Consider the following 15,252-nt stretch of genomic DNA (forward strand, 5'->3'; position numbering starts at 1 on the left):
TAAGAGTAATGTAACTGTCATGTACTCACTTTAGAGTGGGCAGCAGTTAGAAAATGGAACGAACAAACCGGAGAACTCTACATGAAATTTAAAAACTTAGTTGCCGCAATGGGTGTGGCTGTTACAACTTTCGTATCTGCACAAGCAGTTGCTCTAGACCAAAATATTCCTGAGTATCAAAAAATTAGTGGTGTTTCAGGCAACTTTTCATCAGTAGGTTCTGACACTTTAGCCAACATGATGACGTTTTGGGCTGAAGAGTACAAACGTATTTACCCAAATGTAAATATTCAGATTCAAGCAGCAGGTTCTTCTACTGCTCCACCGGCACTTACCGAAGGTACAGCTAACCTAGGTCCAATGAGCCGTAAAATGAAATCTAAAGAAATCGAAGCGTTCGAAAAACGTTACGGTTACAAGCCAACAGAAGTTCGCGTAGCTATTGATGCACTTGCTGTATTTGTACATAAAGATAACCCAATTGAAGGTCTTCGTATTGACCAAGTAGATGCTATCTTTTCATCTACTCGTAAATGTGGCGCACCAGAACAAGTTAACCGTTGGAGCGATGTTGGTCTAACAGGTGATTGGGCAGCTAAAGATGTGCAACTTTACGGACGCAACTCAGTATCAGGTACGTATGGTTACTTTAAAAAGAAAGCACTTTGTAAAGGTGATTTCCGTAATAACGTAAATGAGCAACCGGGTTCTGCATCAGTAGTACAGTCAATTTCATCTTCATTAAATGCAATTGGTTACTCAGGTATAGGTTATAAAACATCGGGCGTACGTACAGTACCGCTAGCTAAAAAAGGCGATAACTTTGTTGATGCAACACTTGATAACGTTGCACAAGGTAAATATCCATTATCTCGCTTTTTATACCTTTATGTGAATAAGCACCCAAACAAGCCGTTGTCTCCAATGGAAGCGCAATTCTTAAAAATGGTACTTTCAAAAGATGGTCAGCAAATTGTAGAAAAAGATGGTTATGTACCACTTTCTGCAAAGCTAGTAGAAACAGAACTTAAGAAGCTTGGTTTAAATTAATAAACTATAAGCAATAAAAAACCGCTCATTGAGCGGTTTTTTTGTGCCTAAAACTAAAAACTTTAAGGAATTAAATATTACCTAATTTTTCGGCTTGTGCTTTACATTGATTATAGCTCTCAACACATTTGCCAGAGCATACTTGTTGCTTTAAGCCCTCAGCAGTTGTTTGCTGTTCACAACTACTTTCACACTGGTAGTTTTGTTGAGCACACTGATTCATTTCAGGGTTTTCAACTTGGTTTTGACAACCTGCCAATAGTGCAAAAGTAAGGGCGACTACGCTTGTTTTTATTAAAGTGTGCATGCTTCTTATCCTTAAAATGGAGTCGCAATAATATTAAATTTCGACTTGGATATTGTCGATCAATCTAACACCACCAAAATAGGCTGCGGCTAAAATAACAAATTGAGTATCTTCGATTGTAGCAGTTTTTAATGTATCTCGTTGAGCAATCTCAAAATAGTCTGGTTTTAGGCCTGCTTTCTCTAAACTTTGTTTAGCTAAGCTTTCAAGTTTTACAAAGTCTTTCTCGCCACTTTTAAGTTGCTCAGCGCACGTATTAAGGGCTTTAAATAATACGGTTGCAGTCGCTTTTTGATCATCAGATAAGTAACCATTACGTGAGCTCATAGCAAGGCCAGAAACTTCTCGCATTGTAGGTACACCAATGACTTCAACCGGAATTGATAAGTCGCGTGCCATAGTTTTGATTACTTGTAGTTGCTGAAAATCTTTTTCACCAAAGCAGGCGTAATCTGGTTGCACTAAGTTAAATAACTTAGTTACGATTGTTGCAACACCTCTAAAGTGACCTGGACGTGAGCCACCGCAATAGCCTAATGAAATGTCAGGTACATCTACAAAGCTTTGTGCACCCAGTCCGTTAGGGTAGATTGTTTCTACACTTGGGGTAAATACAATATCAGTGCCTAGTTCAGCAAGGCCTTGTTTGTCTTCGTTTAGCGTACGAGGATAGTTATCTAAATCTTCGTTAGCACCAAATTGCATTGGGTTTACAAAAATACTTACAACGACTTTGTCGGCCAAGCTTTTTGCTTTTTCTACTAGCGAAAAATGCCCACGGTGCAAGTTGCCCATTGTTGGCACAAGCGCCACGCTAAGACCTGCTTGGCGCCATGCTTTAATTTGACTACGTAACGATCTGATTTCAGTTATTGATTGCATTATTTAAACTCATGTTCAGCGCTTGGAAATGCGCCACTTTTAACATCTGTACAATACTTTTGAACGGCTGCAGGCATATTGCCTGTTTCGAGCAAAAAGTTTTTAGAAAATTTAGGAATGTAACCTGCCGAAATACCAACCAGGTCATGCATTACCAGTATTTGGCCGTCAGTTAAGCTGCCTGCACCAATACCAATAGTCGGGATACTTAAAGCGTCTGTAATGCGTTTTGCCAGGGCACTTGGAATACACTCAAGTACTAATAATTGCGCGCCAGCAGCTTCAAGTGCTTTCGCATCATCAATCATTTTTTGTGCTTTATCTTCTTCGCGACCTTGTATTTTAAAGCCACCAAATACATGAACTGACTGTGGTGTAAGGCCTAAATGCCCGCAAACTGGGATACCTTGTTGAGTGAGTGCTTTAATGCTCTCGTAAAGCCACTCTCCGCCTTCAAGTTTAATCATGTTTGCGCCAGCGCGCATAAGCTCAGCTGCATTTTTACAGGTATCACTAACGCTTGAGTAGGTCATAAAAGGTAAGTCAGCAATTACAAATAATTCGCGGCTACCAGCGCGTACACAGCGGGTATGATATGCAATATCTTGATTTGTTACGCCAAGGGTGTCATCGCCGCCTTGTAGTACCATGCCCAATGAGTCGCCCACTAAAATAACTTCAACGCCGTTATCATGAAATAACTTTGCAAAACTAGCGTCGTAGGCTGTTAATGCAGTAATTTTGTTATTTTCTGCTTTCATTTTATTTAAAGTAGAAACGGTTATTTTAGACATAATATCCTCGCAGGCAAAAGCCTAGGTTAATTACAGAGGTAATTGTTGTAAGTCGTTGAGCGGTAAGTTATTTGCAATGGTTTTTAATGCAATGCCGCTAGGTAAAATAAGTTCAGGTGCAAGCTCTAATAGTGGGTAAACCACAAACTCGCGATCACTCAAACCATAATGAGGCACGGTTAAGCGCGCCGTATTTATAATTTGATCATCAAATAATAGGGTATCGATATCAAGTGTGCGTGGACCCCAACGCTCAGCTTTTCTTACTCGACCATGCTCAAGCTCAATACTTTGTGTTAAATCAAGTAATTGCTCTGGATCAAGGGTCGTTTTAATACAGGCTACGGCATTGATATAGTCTGGTTGATCTTGTGGGCCCATAGGCTTACTTGCATAGTAATGCGATACGTTTACAAATTCACAATTAGGCAGCTTTTTAAGCGCAATTATCGCGTTATCAAGCTGCTCTTTTGGTGAGTTTAGGTTGGCACCTAAACCCAAATAAACACAATGCATGTTATTACTCAGTTGGCTTTTTAGTAGGGCGACGGCGCTTTCGCGGCTTAGGACCACCTTGATGACCTAAGCTTTTAACCATCTCTTTTTGGCCGTTTATATCTTTACTTAAGTATTGTGTCCACCACTGAGCAAGCTCTGTATGCTGAGTTTCGCCTGCATCTACGCGTAATAATAAAAAGTCGTAAGCGGCTTTAAAGCGAGGCTGTTGCGTTAGCCTGTATGCACGTTGGCCAGCACGTTTATCTAAGCGGTGCTGAATATGCCAAATATCGCGAGCACCTAAAGTAAAGCGCTTAGGAACAGCTATATGCTGTGAATTATCGCTTAGTACTTTATTCATTGCTTGTGCGAAAGCATCGTATTCAGATAGTTGCTCTTGGCTTTGAATTTTTTTAGTGCGCTCAAGCAGTGGGAACCAAAGTAGGGCAGCAAAAATAAACGCCGGTGTTACTTTTTTATCGGCATTAATACGCTTGTCGGTATTTTGAAACATTTGCTGAATAAGCGTGTGCTCTAAGCCACTTGGGTTTTTATCTAAAATTTTATCAAGTTCAGGAAAAAGTGAGCGGAATAAGCCGTATTTACGCAGCATTAAAAAGTTAGCTTCGGCCTTGCCGTTTAAAAATAGCTTAAGAATTTCTTCAAATAAACGTGCTGGCGGAATGTTATCAAGCAAGCTTGCAAGCTCGCTAATTGGCTTTTCACTTTTAGGCGCAATGCTCATATCAAGCTTAGTGGCAAAACGTACTGCACGTAACATACGAACAGGGTCTTCGCGGTAACGCGTTTCAGGGTCGCCAATAAGCTCGATTTGTTTAGCTTTAATTGCCGCTAAGCCGTTGGCGTAATCGTGAATACTAAAATCTTTAATTGAGTAATAAAGTGCGTTGATTGAAAAGTCGCGGCGCTCTGCATCTTCTTCAATACTGCCAAATACGTTATCACGTAGTAGTTGGCCCTCATTGCTTGATTGGCTTATTTGATTTTTGTCTTCTTGCGCTTCGTGGTGGCCACGCATTGTTGCCACTTCGATAATTTCACGGCCAAATACAATGTGTGCTAGACGAAAGCGACGACCTATCAGGCGACAGTTTCTAAATAGTTTTTTTACCTGATCTGGAGTTGCATTAGTAACTACGTCAAAATCTTTTGGCTGTTGGCCTAACAATATATCGCGAATACAACCACCAACAAGGTAGGCATCGTAGCCACCGTCTTTTAAGCGGTATAATACTTTGATTGCATTTGGGCTAAATTGTTTGCGAGAAATACCATGCTCACCACGAGTGACAACAATAGGTTCACTGCTTACAGAAGCGCTTTCGGCACTGGTATTCGGGCCGATTATTTGTCGGCAAAATTGAAAAAGCTTGGAAATAATAGTCTGTCTCCTAGAAGGTGTGATTGACTCTGCATCGCAATCAAAAGTTACAGCAAATAGGGCGGTTATAACCCAGTACAAGCTGTTTGACGTAATTAGCATATATTTAGGCGGCTATCATATACCAGCAGGGTTTAAAAATTAAGTTGATGTGTTGAAATTAAGCCGTTTTTAGCTATTTTATTTACTTAAATGTGTAAATTGGACTTTCTGGCTATGTGGATGTTGAGAAATTTGTATTTCGGATACTTGGGGGACCTGTTTTAAGCTAAAGTTTTTAATTCCCCAATCGATTAATTGTTCTATATTTAAGTCGCTTAAATCAGCTATAACAGGTAGCCCTAAAAATTCAAAAGCGCTAATTAAAGCAGGCTTTGGATTTTGCTTACAAATGGCGGGGGCATAATTTTGTTTAGATAGTTTAAAACCGGGTTTGGCAACCGCTAAAGGTAAATGAGCAAATTCAGGTACAGGGCTGTCGAGTTGTTTAAACAAACTAATTTGCCGAGCTGTTGGTTCAATTAAATCTGCGCCTCTTACAATTCGATTTATGCTTTGATCGATATCATCGACGACCACAACAAGTTGATATGCAAATAAACCGTCACTGCGTTTAATTAAGTAATCTTCGTGGGATAATGCACTATTTACCGATATATCACCTTGAATTAAATCACTAAATTGAGTCGTTGGATGTTGCTGAACTAAACGAAGCGCGCCGGATTGAGTATGATGATTAAGTGCTTTGCAATGCCCCTGATAAATACCGCCAATGGCTTTTATCTGCTTGCGAGTACAGGTGCAACCATAAACAAGGTTTTGCTCTAAAAGTGAGTGGGTAATATCTTGATATAAAGACAGGCGCTGTGTTTGGTATACAACAGGTTCATCCCAATAAAGGGCGTAGGCTTGTAAGGTATTTAGAATATCGGAGTCGGCGTTTTTAACCACGCGCGTAGTGTCAATGTCTTCAATACGAACTAACCATTTTCCTTGATTAGCTTTTGCATCTAAATAGCTACCCACAGCCGCTACAAGTGAGCCAAAATGTAATGGCCCAGAAGGAGACGGCGCAAAACGACCGCGATATTTACGCATAGGCGCAGTAACGGCTGTAGGAGACATAACTAACTAATAAGTTTTAATTAGCCGCGTCCAGATTGCTTTTCTTTGATTTCTGCAAGTGTTTTACAGTCTACGCATAAATCGGCAGTAGGACGTGCTTCTAAGCGACGTATGCCAATTTCGATGCCACAAGACTCACAAAAGCCAAAATCATCTTCTTTAATCAAATTAATTGTTTTTTCAATTTTTTTGATTAATTTACGTTCGCGGTCACGAGTACGAAGTTCTAAAGAGAATTCTTCTTCTTGTGCAGCGCGGTCAACTGGGTCAGGAAAGTTAGCAGCTTCGTCTTGCATGTGCGATTTAGTACGATCAACTTCGTTACGTAAATCGTTACGCCAAGTCTCTAAAATTGCTCTAAAATGAGCACGTTGTGCATCATTCATGTACTCTTCGCCTGGTTTTTCTTGGTATGGTTCTAAACCGGCTTGAGCCAATAAACCATGTTTCTTTTGGTCTGGCATAACTCTCTCCTAAATCCTTAATTTAATGCCTCAGCATTAGCCGGCGGTATAAATAACAGAATCTTATACCCTAGGCAAATTTATTTTTAATTAATCGAATTAGCTTCAACCATGCTTACTGAGTAAAAAAGTGTATTAATAGTTTATTTACACTTTTAATTAATTCACATATTCGCTTTCTAAAACTTGCCTTGTTATATGGGCAAAAGCTTTAAAAACAAGTTAATTTTAATAATTCACTTTTTACCACTTTCTATAATTGGAGTACTTTGTAAATTACGCTTAGTTCAATCCGTTGGTTTATTACACTATTCTATAAATGCTATTCTTTTATGAAGTAAGACTCCATTAGCTGAAATTTTGGCTTTGTATGCTAATACTTCAACACCGGCTATTATTGCTTGGTTTAATAACGTGGCGTATTTTTTATCAATATGCGCAGCTGCACTTACGGTATTTATTCCCTCATGCAAAACAGCGAACAGTAATACTGCTCGGTGGCCTTGTTCGATCATTTCTATTAGTTCGCGGATATGTTTTTGTCCACGCAGTGTTTGCGCATCAGGAAAGTAGCCTTGCCCGCTTTGTGGTGCATTTTCGCTTAATAATGTGACTGACTTAACTTCTACATAGCAATCGGGCTTATTTTCGTCTGTGAGTAAAAAGTCGATACGACTGTTTTCGCTGCCGTACTTCACTTCGCTTTGCAATTGACTGTAGTCGAGTAGTTCGCTTATCACATTATTGTTTATTGCTTCTTCTACTACTTTATTAGCCACCGCTGTATTTACACAAATAAGCTGCGATAAGTTATTTTGCGTAAGCTCTAATGAATGCGGGTATTTTCGTTTTGCGTTATCGCTCGTTGAATAAAAAGCAGTAAAGCCTGGCTCAGCGCATCCCGTCATTTTACCTGTATTTGCACAGTGGGCGGTAAATTCGCTGCCATCACTTAATTGTAAATCAGCTAAAAAGCGTTTGTAGCGCTTTAATAATATGGCTGGTTGCAGCGCTGGCGTGTACTTCATAATAACTTCCAAAGCGTAAACACTGCTCAGCAGTGTGATTTATGTTATTTATCTCAAGCTGTTGGGAACTTAAGCGCTCTATAGTAAACTCGGTGGCACATTTAAGTGCAAGGGAATTCTAACATGAGTGAAAAATTTGTTGTTCAACTAAGCGAACAAGCAGCAGCGAGTCATTGGGGCGATAATGCGTCATTGTCTTTTAACGAGCGCGGTGCAACTGTTCATTTATCTGAGCAAGACACATTAAAAAATGTTCAAAAAGCAGGCCGTACTATTGCAAGCCAAGGCGTTAAAAATGTTGAATTAGCAGGTGATACTTGGTGTACAGAAAGCCAGTGGGCTTTTTACCAAGGCTTTGTAACACCAAAATCATTAAACGGTGTTGAGTTTGTTGATAACGCACAATCAGATATTAAAGAACTTGCTCACTTAAAAACGTCAGCAATTTGGGCACGTGAAATGGTTAACGGTACTGCCGATGACATATACCCAGAAAGCCTAGCTGAAAAAGCAGCTGAGTTTATTCAATCATTAGCGCCTGAACATGTAAGTTACCAAATTATTAAAGGTGATGCGTTACTAGAACAACAGTGGATTGGTATTCATGCAGTTGGTCGCGGTAGTGTTCGCCCACCAGTATTGCTTGAGCTTGATTACAACCCAACAGGCGACGAAAATGCACCAGTAAGTGCTGCGCTTGTAGGTAAAGGTATTACGTTTGACTCAGGTGGTTACTCAATTAAATCAAGCGAAGGTATGCTTGGTATGAAGTGCGACATGGGCGGCGCTGCAACAGTAACAGCAGGTTTAGCATTGGCTATTAACCGTGGTATTGAAAAACGTATTAAGCTGTTTTTATGTTGTGCTGAGAACTTAATTTCGGGTCATGCATACAAATTAGGTGACATTCTTACTTACAAAAATGGCACAACAGTTGAAATTGTAAACACGGATGCTGAAGGTCGCTTAGTACTTGCTGATGGCTTAATGGCAGCAGGAGAGACTGGCGCTCCACTTATCATTGATGCAGCAACACTAACTGGAGCAGCGCTTGTTGCTGTTGGCCAAGAGTACAATGCATTATTTGCACTTGATAAAGAACTTGCACGTGAAGTTGAAAGTTTTGCATCTCAAGAAATGGAAGCTGCTTGGCCACTTCCTCTTGAAAAATGGCATCAACAAAACTGCCCATCTCCTTATGCTGATACGGCAAATAGCCGTGCACAAAAGGGTGGCGGTTACGGCGGTGCATCGAATGCTGCAGGCTTTTTATCACGCTTTGTGCCAAACGATGGCAAAGGCTGGGTGCACATAGATTTAGCTGCTGCTTTTAACATGGGCAGTACAAGCCAATGGGCAGCGGGCGCAACAACTCAAGGTATGCGTACGGTTGCTCGTACCCTACAAGAAAAAGCATAATATTTACTAAATTATGCTTTTTACACTAAAAATAGGCACCTTTGGGTGCCTATTTTTTAATTTACAGGCAAGCAATTTTATTTCATTTGCGGTAAAATCCGTCGCCAATACCTGTTTGAGTTTAATTTTTGCTTAACTCTAAGCTGCGCTCAAATCTTATATCCACCACTGGGGTTTCTAATTATGTCAGATAAGTGCTACATCACAGCTCAACAGCTGCTTGAAGATTCGTTCCGCGTAGCGGCACAAGTATACCAAGATGGCTTTCGTCCTGATTTTATTATTGGTATTTGGCGAGGTGGTGCCCCGATCGGTATTGCTGTTCAAGAATATTACGATTATAAAGGCATTGAGACTGACCACATTGCAGTACGTACATCGTCTTATTACGGTATTGGTAAACAATCTAAAGAAATTAAAGTGCACGGTTTGCATTACATTGTTGAGAACGCAAATGCAGGCGACTCATTATTAATTGTTGATGATGTATTTGACTCTGGTCGTAGTATTGTTGCATTAAAAGAAAAGCTTTCAGAGCTTATGCGCTTAAACTTGCCACGTGATATTCGTATTGCATGTCCGTACTACAAGCCAAAAAACTCAAAAGTAGACACTGTTCCAGATTATTATATTCATGAGTCTGAAGAGTGGTTAGTGTTCCCGCATGAACTATCGGGTTTAACACCGGATGAAATTATTGCTGGTAAATCTGATCTTGCGAAAATTCATGACATTTTGCTAGAGAAGTAATTAGTAATTTGCATAAATAAAAAAAGGCCGTGAAGGCCTTTTTTTATTTTAAAGCTGAGCAAAGCTATCTACGTATTCACTTAGCTTTGGTATATCGACGGCTTGTAAGCCATCGTTGCTTCTAAGTACTAAGCCTTTTTCTACGAGTTCTGTAACAACACGTCTGTAAGCTCGCTCAGTGGTAGCAAAGCGTTCGGCTTCAGCATTTACAGTTGGGTAGGCTCTAAGTAGCGTAGGGTTGTTGTTCTCGGCCCTTAGTAAGCAATCTTTAGCTATGTTATAGCTAAGTGGTAGTAATAACTTATCTAAATTGATTTTTTGGTTTTCCTGAAACTTAGCCGCAATGGTTTGTGCGGTGTATAAGCTCAGTTCTGGTTTTTCAAGTAGCAGAGCACGCCAATGTCTTAATTCAATAAGGTTATAGGTTACATCGCTAAAGCACGTAACTGTATAAATACATGGATTATTATTTAGCGCTTCTATTTCACCAATAAGGGTATTGTTACAATCCAATTGACCTAACAGCAGGCGTCGTCCATTACCTACGTCGTAACTAAACGACACAGTGCCACTGCGTACAAGCACAAGCTTGCTTAAAGGCTGATCTTGATGGATCAGGACTTCTTTTTTTGATTGTTGATAGCTACTACCGGCAAAGGTTAAAAGCTGATCAACAAGGTAACTAGAAAAATGGTATTGAAACATCAATGTGCTCTTCGGACATTTGTCCTATTTATTACATCTTAATGACGATAGCATTAAGACACTAAGAATTTACGCTAACTTGCTATTAATATTATTAGCTTTGCTAAGAGTATTATTTTACCTTCATTTCCCGTGTAATGATTTAAGAATTTGCTGGTATTTTCCGGCAAACTTTTTCAGGTTTTTTAAGCAGGTTAGCTTTTTTATTTTGTTGTAACTTTGCAATACTTATAAGTGCCATAAGCTAGCAGTACATGTAATGCTAACCTAAAGGCTAGGAGAGAACAATTGAGTTGGGAATATTTAGGTTATATTGCATCAGCTTTATTGGTTGCATCGTTAACAATGACAGATGTAGTAAAACTACGTTGGTACAACATGTTTGGTTGTATTGTATTTACCGCATACGGTGTTGCCATTGGCGCAGTGCCTGTTATTTTTACCAACGGCTTATTGTCGCTTGTAAATTTATACCACATTATAAAAATATATCGCCAACCTAAAGTTGAAGACGCTAAAAGCTAAAATAAGTTATCTGCACAAAGTAAGTTAATGGTTTTAATTAAAATCAAAATTTCAGTTTTTGTGCATTCCGGCTTGAAGTGAATACAGATAATCTCATATCACTCTACATAACTTTCCTTTGAACCTTGCTGTAAGCTCTTACTTAAAAGATGATTACATTAGGTTTTAATACGCCGAACGTTAGCTAAATTCTGTTCGCGGATAACAAATATATAAATAAGCGCTTCTAAAAATTCCATTAAAAAATCCGATAGCAGTAAACTGCTATCGGATTTTTTATCTGTTATACCAACCTGCTTATATGTGGGTCTATTTAATGCTTCAAAGCGCTTAAATATTTATGTAGGTTGTGGTATTTACGCTTTTTCTAAATCTTCAACGTCACCTAAGCCAGCAGTTAGTTCTTCAAGTAATTGCTTTATTTCCTCAGAAGCTAAAATAAAGTCAGCATCAAGTTTTAAAGCCATATCTTCTTTAGGAATATCTGCGTTCTCTTCTTTTAGAGTTTCAGAGTAGCTTAAACGCTTGATAGAGCCATCGTTTTGCAGCATAAACTTGAGGCGTTCTTGCCAATCAAGTGCCAGTTTAGTTACGCGTTTACCACTTTCTAAGTGCGATTTAACCTCATCACATGCCAGATCATGGCCTTTTAGTTTTACTTGTGCACCGCTGTCGTCAGCTTCTTCAAGCTCAGCGTCAGAGCCAATAGCAAAGCCTTCTGGTGTACTAAAGTTAGTTAACCAATCAGTTAAGAATACATCTAGGTCGTAGTTAGCAAACGCAGGTACAACTGGGAGCGTTCCTAACGATTTACGAAGTAGTGCCAGTAGCTCTTCAGCTTTATTAAAGCTGCCACTATTTACAACCACCCAGCCATTTTCTTGGTCAATAAAGGCAAATTGTAAGCTCGACTTTTTAAATGCCTGGGGTAGAAGAGTATGAAGAATGTTTTCTTTTAATTCGTCTTTTTCTTTCTTTTTAACAGGGCGGTTTTCTTCGGCTTCTATCTGATCAATTTTCTCAGCAACTAGTTCGTTGATAACAGAAGCTGGGAGTACTTTTTCTTCACGTTTTGCGCAAACTAAAATACTTTTTTGAGAAAAATGCGATAGTGTTTCGCCATGCTTTCCAAACGCTTTCGTCCAACCAAATGTTGCAAGCTCTTGACCAGTACATGGGCGAAATAAATCTTGCTCTAATGCTTTATCAAAATCTTCTTGGGTGTATGAAACGTCTTGCTTAAAGCGGTAACAAATAAGGTTACTAAACCACATAGGGGAATTGATCCATTTGAAAAATTTGTCCAATCATAGCAATAAAAACAGCATCTCGAAATGACTGATTTGTTACTAGGGCGTGTTGAACTTTATGGATTGAAATTTGTTCAATCCAAGGAAGATTAAATCGCGGCGCTAGGTTTGTAACCTAGTGGGCTCGGTAACTGCTCCTGCGTTATTCTACTGGCTTACATCCATGTAAGAATAAGTAAAAACCGAGCAAAGCTTCCGCGTCCTGCTCACGCCCCTTACCTACATCCATGTAGGCAACAAAGAGTTAATCGTCCCTAGATCGAGCTCAAAGGGCAGCGCATGTTTGGTATTTATGCTGCGTTATCGCCTACTTATGGGGAATAACCACACTACATAGGCTCTGCCTTGCCTAAAAACCAAACATATTGCTGCAAATTCAACCACCAAAGAACAACACGCCCTAATAATTTAATGCATATACTTTTTTATTCATATTTATCAAAAATAGGCATTGGCTTAGCCATGTTCTTTGGAAATTGAATATAGTAACGCAGACCTTTACCAGGTTCACTCGTTGCATCAATAGATCCACTAAGAGTTTGTTTAACTAAGTTAAACATTATATGGGTACCTAATCCGCTTCCGCCCTCATCGCGTTTAGTCGTAAAGAATGGGTCAAACAATTTTTTCAATTGCTCACTGGTAACTCCGTTACCGTCATCTTTGTAATCAATCGTTAAGTTAGTGTCATCTGCGCTTATTTTGATATTCATCACACCGTTGCTTTTACCTTCAAAGCCATGAATGAGTGAATTCATAATTAAGTTAGTAAAAATTTGGCTGATGGCGCCTGCCGGTAAATTTAAAACTAAATCATCAGGGCATTCTAATTTTATTGTATGGGATGTCTTTTTTAGTTTTGGATGCAGTGAGCGTATTACTTCGTTAGTGTAATCTTTAAAGTTAATAGTTCTTACAGCTTCACTGGCCTGATCGACCGCTATTTGCTTAAAGCTAGCAATAAGCTCTGAGGCTCTATCTAAGTTAGTGGTTAACAAGCTTGTACTTTGTTTTGCTTCGTTAATAAATTCTTCTAGTGCTTTTGGTGAAAGTGTTTTTTCACTATAAGCACTTTCGAGTTTATTTAAGCGTTCTTGCAAAAACGATATTGCCGTTACACCTATCCCAATAGGGGTGTTAATATCATGCGTAATACCCGCCACAAGCCCGCCTAGTGCGGCCATCTTCTCTGTGCCTAATAAACGTTCCTGTGCAAGGCTTAATTCCTCTATATAACGCTGAGATTCAGTTTGTTTTGTAATTAGCTCTTGCTCTGTGCTGCGGCGTAAGTCTATTTCTTCAGTGAGCACAATTTTTTGCTTCTCAAGTTCGTATTTTTGCTGTTGTAATTCCATCATTGCTTGGCTTAAGTTTGATGTTTTACGGGCTACGTCTTGCTCAAGTTGTATGTTGTGATGATCGAGCTTTTCGTTACTAATAATAAGTTCTTTTTGGGTGTGCTCAAGCTCTTTTCTGTACTGAACCACTTTATCTATTAGTTTGTTAAACGACTGCTCCATTACTTTTAGTTCGTTATGCTCCTCTGTTTCTATTTCTATGTGTTGTCCTTCTAGCTCATCTAATTCTAGGTTTTCTAGTTGCTCAGTAAGCTCAGCTAAGGGATCTGTAAGAAGCTTTCTAAATGCCATTAAAAATAAAATGATTAAAAAGGTAGTTTTAATCATCGCATTACCAATCAAAAAGTAGATTGATACCATAATTCGGCTTAAAACAACTTCTCGGCTAGAGAACAAGGTAACGTCGCCCACTTGGGTAGCACGGCCAGAAAATTCAAAAATAAGTGGAAAGGTGTAACCAAACAGACCGGATTTCGCGTCTTCTAAAATAGCTTCTTCTTGTACTAACTGTTGGTTATATAGCTTATGTATGTCGAGCGAGCGCCCTAACTGTGAAATAATTTCGCCGCTGTCGTCTCGAACAATAATCCCTTCAATCATGGGAATGGCGAGTAAACCTTCTGCTGTTGTAATTGTTTGCTTGGTATTAAGCTCCCAAATTGCACGTGTTAAGCTACGACTAAAGGTTTTTTGTAATGTACTTAATTCATCACGTATATAGTCTTTAGTATTGAGATATTCAGCAAGCACCTGTCCGCAAGTCACTACGAAGGTAAGCAAAAAATAAACGGATAAAACGCTTGTTAGCAGCTTCTTAGAAAGGCTTTTTTGTAACATGAGTGACTTGTTCATCCTTTGTTATTTTTGTAACGTTACTATTGTAATTTAAAAGTTAGTCAATAAACCTCTAAAAATAAATAAAAAAGTTAAAATTTAATAAGATAAATCTAATTAAGTCGGTATGTAGTATTAATGTAATTAAACTCAGCTATGAATTAGTAAATTTGCTAGACGTTAAGTTTTGTAAGTTTGATTAGAATTTAGTTTCGTTAATCATATTTAAATGAGTTAATTCTATATTTATCATTGCATTGAATTATTAATGCGCTAAGTATTTAGATGCGTGTTAAAGTGTCCTGAGTGCAAAGAAAGATGGTCTTTTAATAACTTTGATGGTTGTGTAGTAGTAAACATGATGAAATTTTCGATATTAGTCTGTGATGATTCTGCTGTTGCTCGTAAACAAGTCGTGCGGTGTTTAAATGAGTGTATAGACGCAGATATACAACAAGCTATAAATGGAGCAAACGCCCTCGATCTTTTAAGAGCACAAAACTTTGATTTACTGTGCCTAGACCTCACCATGCCAGAGGTTGATGGTATACAAGTACTTGAAACTATAAAAACAGAAAAAATAGAGTGCTTTGTGTTGGTTATTTCTGCTGATATACAGGAAAAAATGAAGCAACGAGTCGCCCAACTTGGCGCAATTGATTTTATTGATAAACCTATTAATAAATCAAGCTTGAATGAAATATTGCATAAATTTGGCATTCATTAGGTTTTTTCATGTTAAAAAAGGCTGTTTTATCTTTTAATTTAGGGTTGACAGCATAGCCTTTGTTAAGGCAGTCT

Annotated in this window: 16 protein-coding genes; 5 read left to right on the forward strand and 11 right to left on the reverse strand. The window is 38.8% G+C overall.

Annotated elements, in window-relative coordinates; translation table 11 throughout:
* The first annotated feature begins 81 nt into the window (after positions 1–81).
* Positions 82–1,050 (forward strand): PstS family phosphate ABC transporter substrate-binding protein, encoded by a 969-nt coding sequence (locus H5092_RS15905; RefSeq protein WP_002962686.1) that lies wholly within the window; start codon positions 82–84, stop codon positions 1,048–1,050.
* 70 nt (positions 1,051–1,120) lie between these two features.
* On the opposite strand, the gene H5092_RS15910 is transcribed toward H5092_RS15905, so the two are convergent.
* From H5092_RS15910 to sfsA, 8 genes are all read right to left on the reverse strand, one after another.
* Complete coding sequence (locus tag H5092_RS15910) at positions 1,121–1,357, reverse strand: hypothetical protein (RefSeq protein ID WP_024597166.1); 237 nt, start codon at positions 1,355–1,357, stop codon at positions 1,121–1,123.
* 33 nt (positions 1,358–1,390) lie between these two features.
* Complete coding sequence (panC, locus tag H5092_RS15915; protein WP_182733995.1) at positions 1,391–2,239, reverse strand: pantoate--beta-alanine ligase; 849 nt, start codon at positions 2,237–2,239, stop codon at positions 1,391–1,393.
* On the reverse strand, positions 2,239–3,033 hold the full coding sequence (gene panB, locus H5092_RS15920; protein ID WP_002962679.1) for a 3-methyl-2-oxobutanoate hydroxymethyltransferase: 795 nt from the start codon (positions 3,031–3,033) through the stop codon (positions 2,239–2,241). The genes panC and panB overlap by 1 nt, the downstream gene beginning before the upstream one ends.
* A 30-nt stretch (positions 3,034–3,063) precedes the next feature.
* The gene (gene folK, locus H5092_RS15925; RefSeq protein WP_002962677.1) at positions 3,064–3,549 is read right to left on the reverse strand and encodes a 2-amino-4-hydroxy-6-hydroxymethyldihydropteridine diphosphokinase; all 486 of its coding nucleotides are present in this window, start codon (positions 3,547–3,549) and stop codon (positions 3,064–3,066) included.
* 4 nt (positions 3,550–3,553) lie between these two features.
* On the reverse strand, positions 3,554–5,035 hold the full coding sequence (pcnB, locus tag H5092_RS15930; RefSeq protein WP_002962675.1) for a polynucleotide adenylyltransferase PcnB: 1,482 nt from the start codon (positions 5,033–5,035) through the stop codon (positions 3,554–3,556).
* A gap of 78 nt (positions 5,036–5,113) precedes the next feature.
* Positions 5,114–6,058, reverse strand: coding sequence for a tRNA glutamyl-Q(34) synthetase GluQRS (gene gluQRS / locus H5092_RS15935; protein ID WP_024597170.1), 945 nt, complete (start codon positions 6,056–6,058; stop codon positions 5,114–5,116).
* Between the two features lie 20 nt (positions 6,059–6,078).
* Positions 6,079–6,522 carry an RNA polymerase-binding protein DksA gene (dksA, locus tag H5092_RS15940; RefSeq protein WP_002962671.1) on the reverse strand — a complete coding sequence of 148 codons (444 nt, stop codon included), beginning with the start codon at positions 6,520–6,522 and terminating at the stop codon, positions 6,079–6,081.
* A gap of 308 nt (positions 6,523–6,830) precedes the next feature.
* A complete protein-coding gene (gene sfsA / locus H5092_RS15945) occupies positions 6,831–7,550 on the reverse strand; it encodes a DNA/RNA nuclease SfsA (RefSeq protein ID WP_182733997.1) in 720 nt (239 codons plus the stop codon).
* 123 nt (positions 7,551–7,673) lie between these two features.
* On the opposite strand from sfsA, the gene pepB reads away from it, so the two are divergent.
* Both pepB and H5092_RS15955 read left to right on the forward strand, forming a co-directional pair.
* Positions 7,674–8,969: an aminopeptidase PepB gene (gene pepB, locus H5092_RS15950; RefSeq protein ID WP_002962668.1), complete on the forward strand. Its 1,296-nt coding sequence runs from the start codon at positions 7,674–7,676 to the stop codon at positions 8,967–8,969.
* Positions 8,970–9,152: 183 nt separating this feature from the next.
* Positions 9,153–9,719, forward strand: coding sequence for a phosphoribosyltransferase (locus H5092_RS15955; protein ID WP_007377478.1), 567 nt, complete (start codon positions 9,153–9,155; stop codon positions 9,717–9,719).
* 48 nt (positions 9,720–9,767) lie between these two features.
* On the opposite strand, the gene H5092_RS15960 is transcribed toward H5092_RS15955, so the two are convergent.
* Positions 9,768–10,424: a Crp/Fnr family transcriptional regulator gene (locus tag H5092_RS15960; RefSeq protein WP_002962665.1), complete on the reverse strand. Its 657-nt coding sequence runs from the start codon at positions 10,422–10,424 to the stop codon at positions 9,768–9,770.
* A 288-nt stretch (positions 10,425–10,712) separates the two neighbouring features.
* Between H5092_RS15960 and H5092_RS15965 the strand changes: the two genes are divergently transcribed.
* The gene (locus tag H5092_RS15965; RefSeq protein WP_002962663.1) at positions 10,713–10,949 is read left to right on the forward strand and encodes a YgjV family protein; all 237 of its coding nucleotides are present in this window, start codon (positions 10,713–10,715) and stop codon (positions 10,947–10,949) included.
* 356 nt (positions 10,950–11,305) lie between these two features.
* Here the strand turns inward: H5092_RS15965 and rdgC are convergent, their stop codons facing one another.
* Positions 11,306–12,223 carry a recombination-associated protein RdgC gene (gene rdgC / locus H5092_RS15970; RefSeq protein WP_002962662.1) on the reverse strand — a complete coding sequence of 306 codons (918 nt, stop codon included), beginning with the start codon at positions 12,221–12,223 and terminating at the stop codon, positions 11,306–11,308.
* Between the two features lie 461 nt (positions 12,224–12,684).
* A complete protein-coding gene (locus H5092_RS15975) occupies positions 12,685–14,454 on the reverse strand; it encodes a sensor histidine kinase (RefSeq protein WP_182733998.1) in 1,770 nt (589 codons plus the stop codon).
* Positions 14,455–14,809: 355 nt separating this feature from the next.
* On the opposite strand from H5092_RS15975, the gene H5092_RS15980 reads away from it, so the two are divergent.
* Positions 14,810–15,178: a response regulator gene (locus H5092_RS15980; RefSeq protein ID WP_024596295.1), complete on the forward strand. Its 369-nt coding sequence runs from the start codon at positions 14,810–14,812 to the stop codon at positions 15,176–15,178.
* The last annotated feature ends 74 nt before the right edge of the window (positions 15,179–15,252 follow it).

This window comes from Pseudoalteromonas sp. SR41-7 (genome assembly GCF_014163935.1).
Taxonomy (GTDB): domain Bacteria; phylum Pseudomonadota; class Gammaproteobacteria; order Enterobacterales; family Alteromonadaceae; genus Pseudoalteromonas; species Pseudoalteromonas distincta.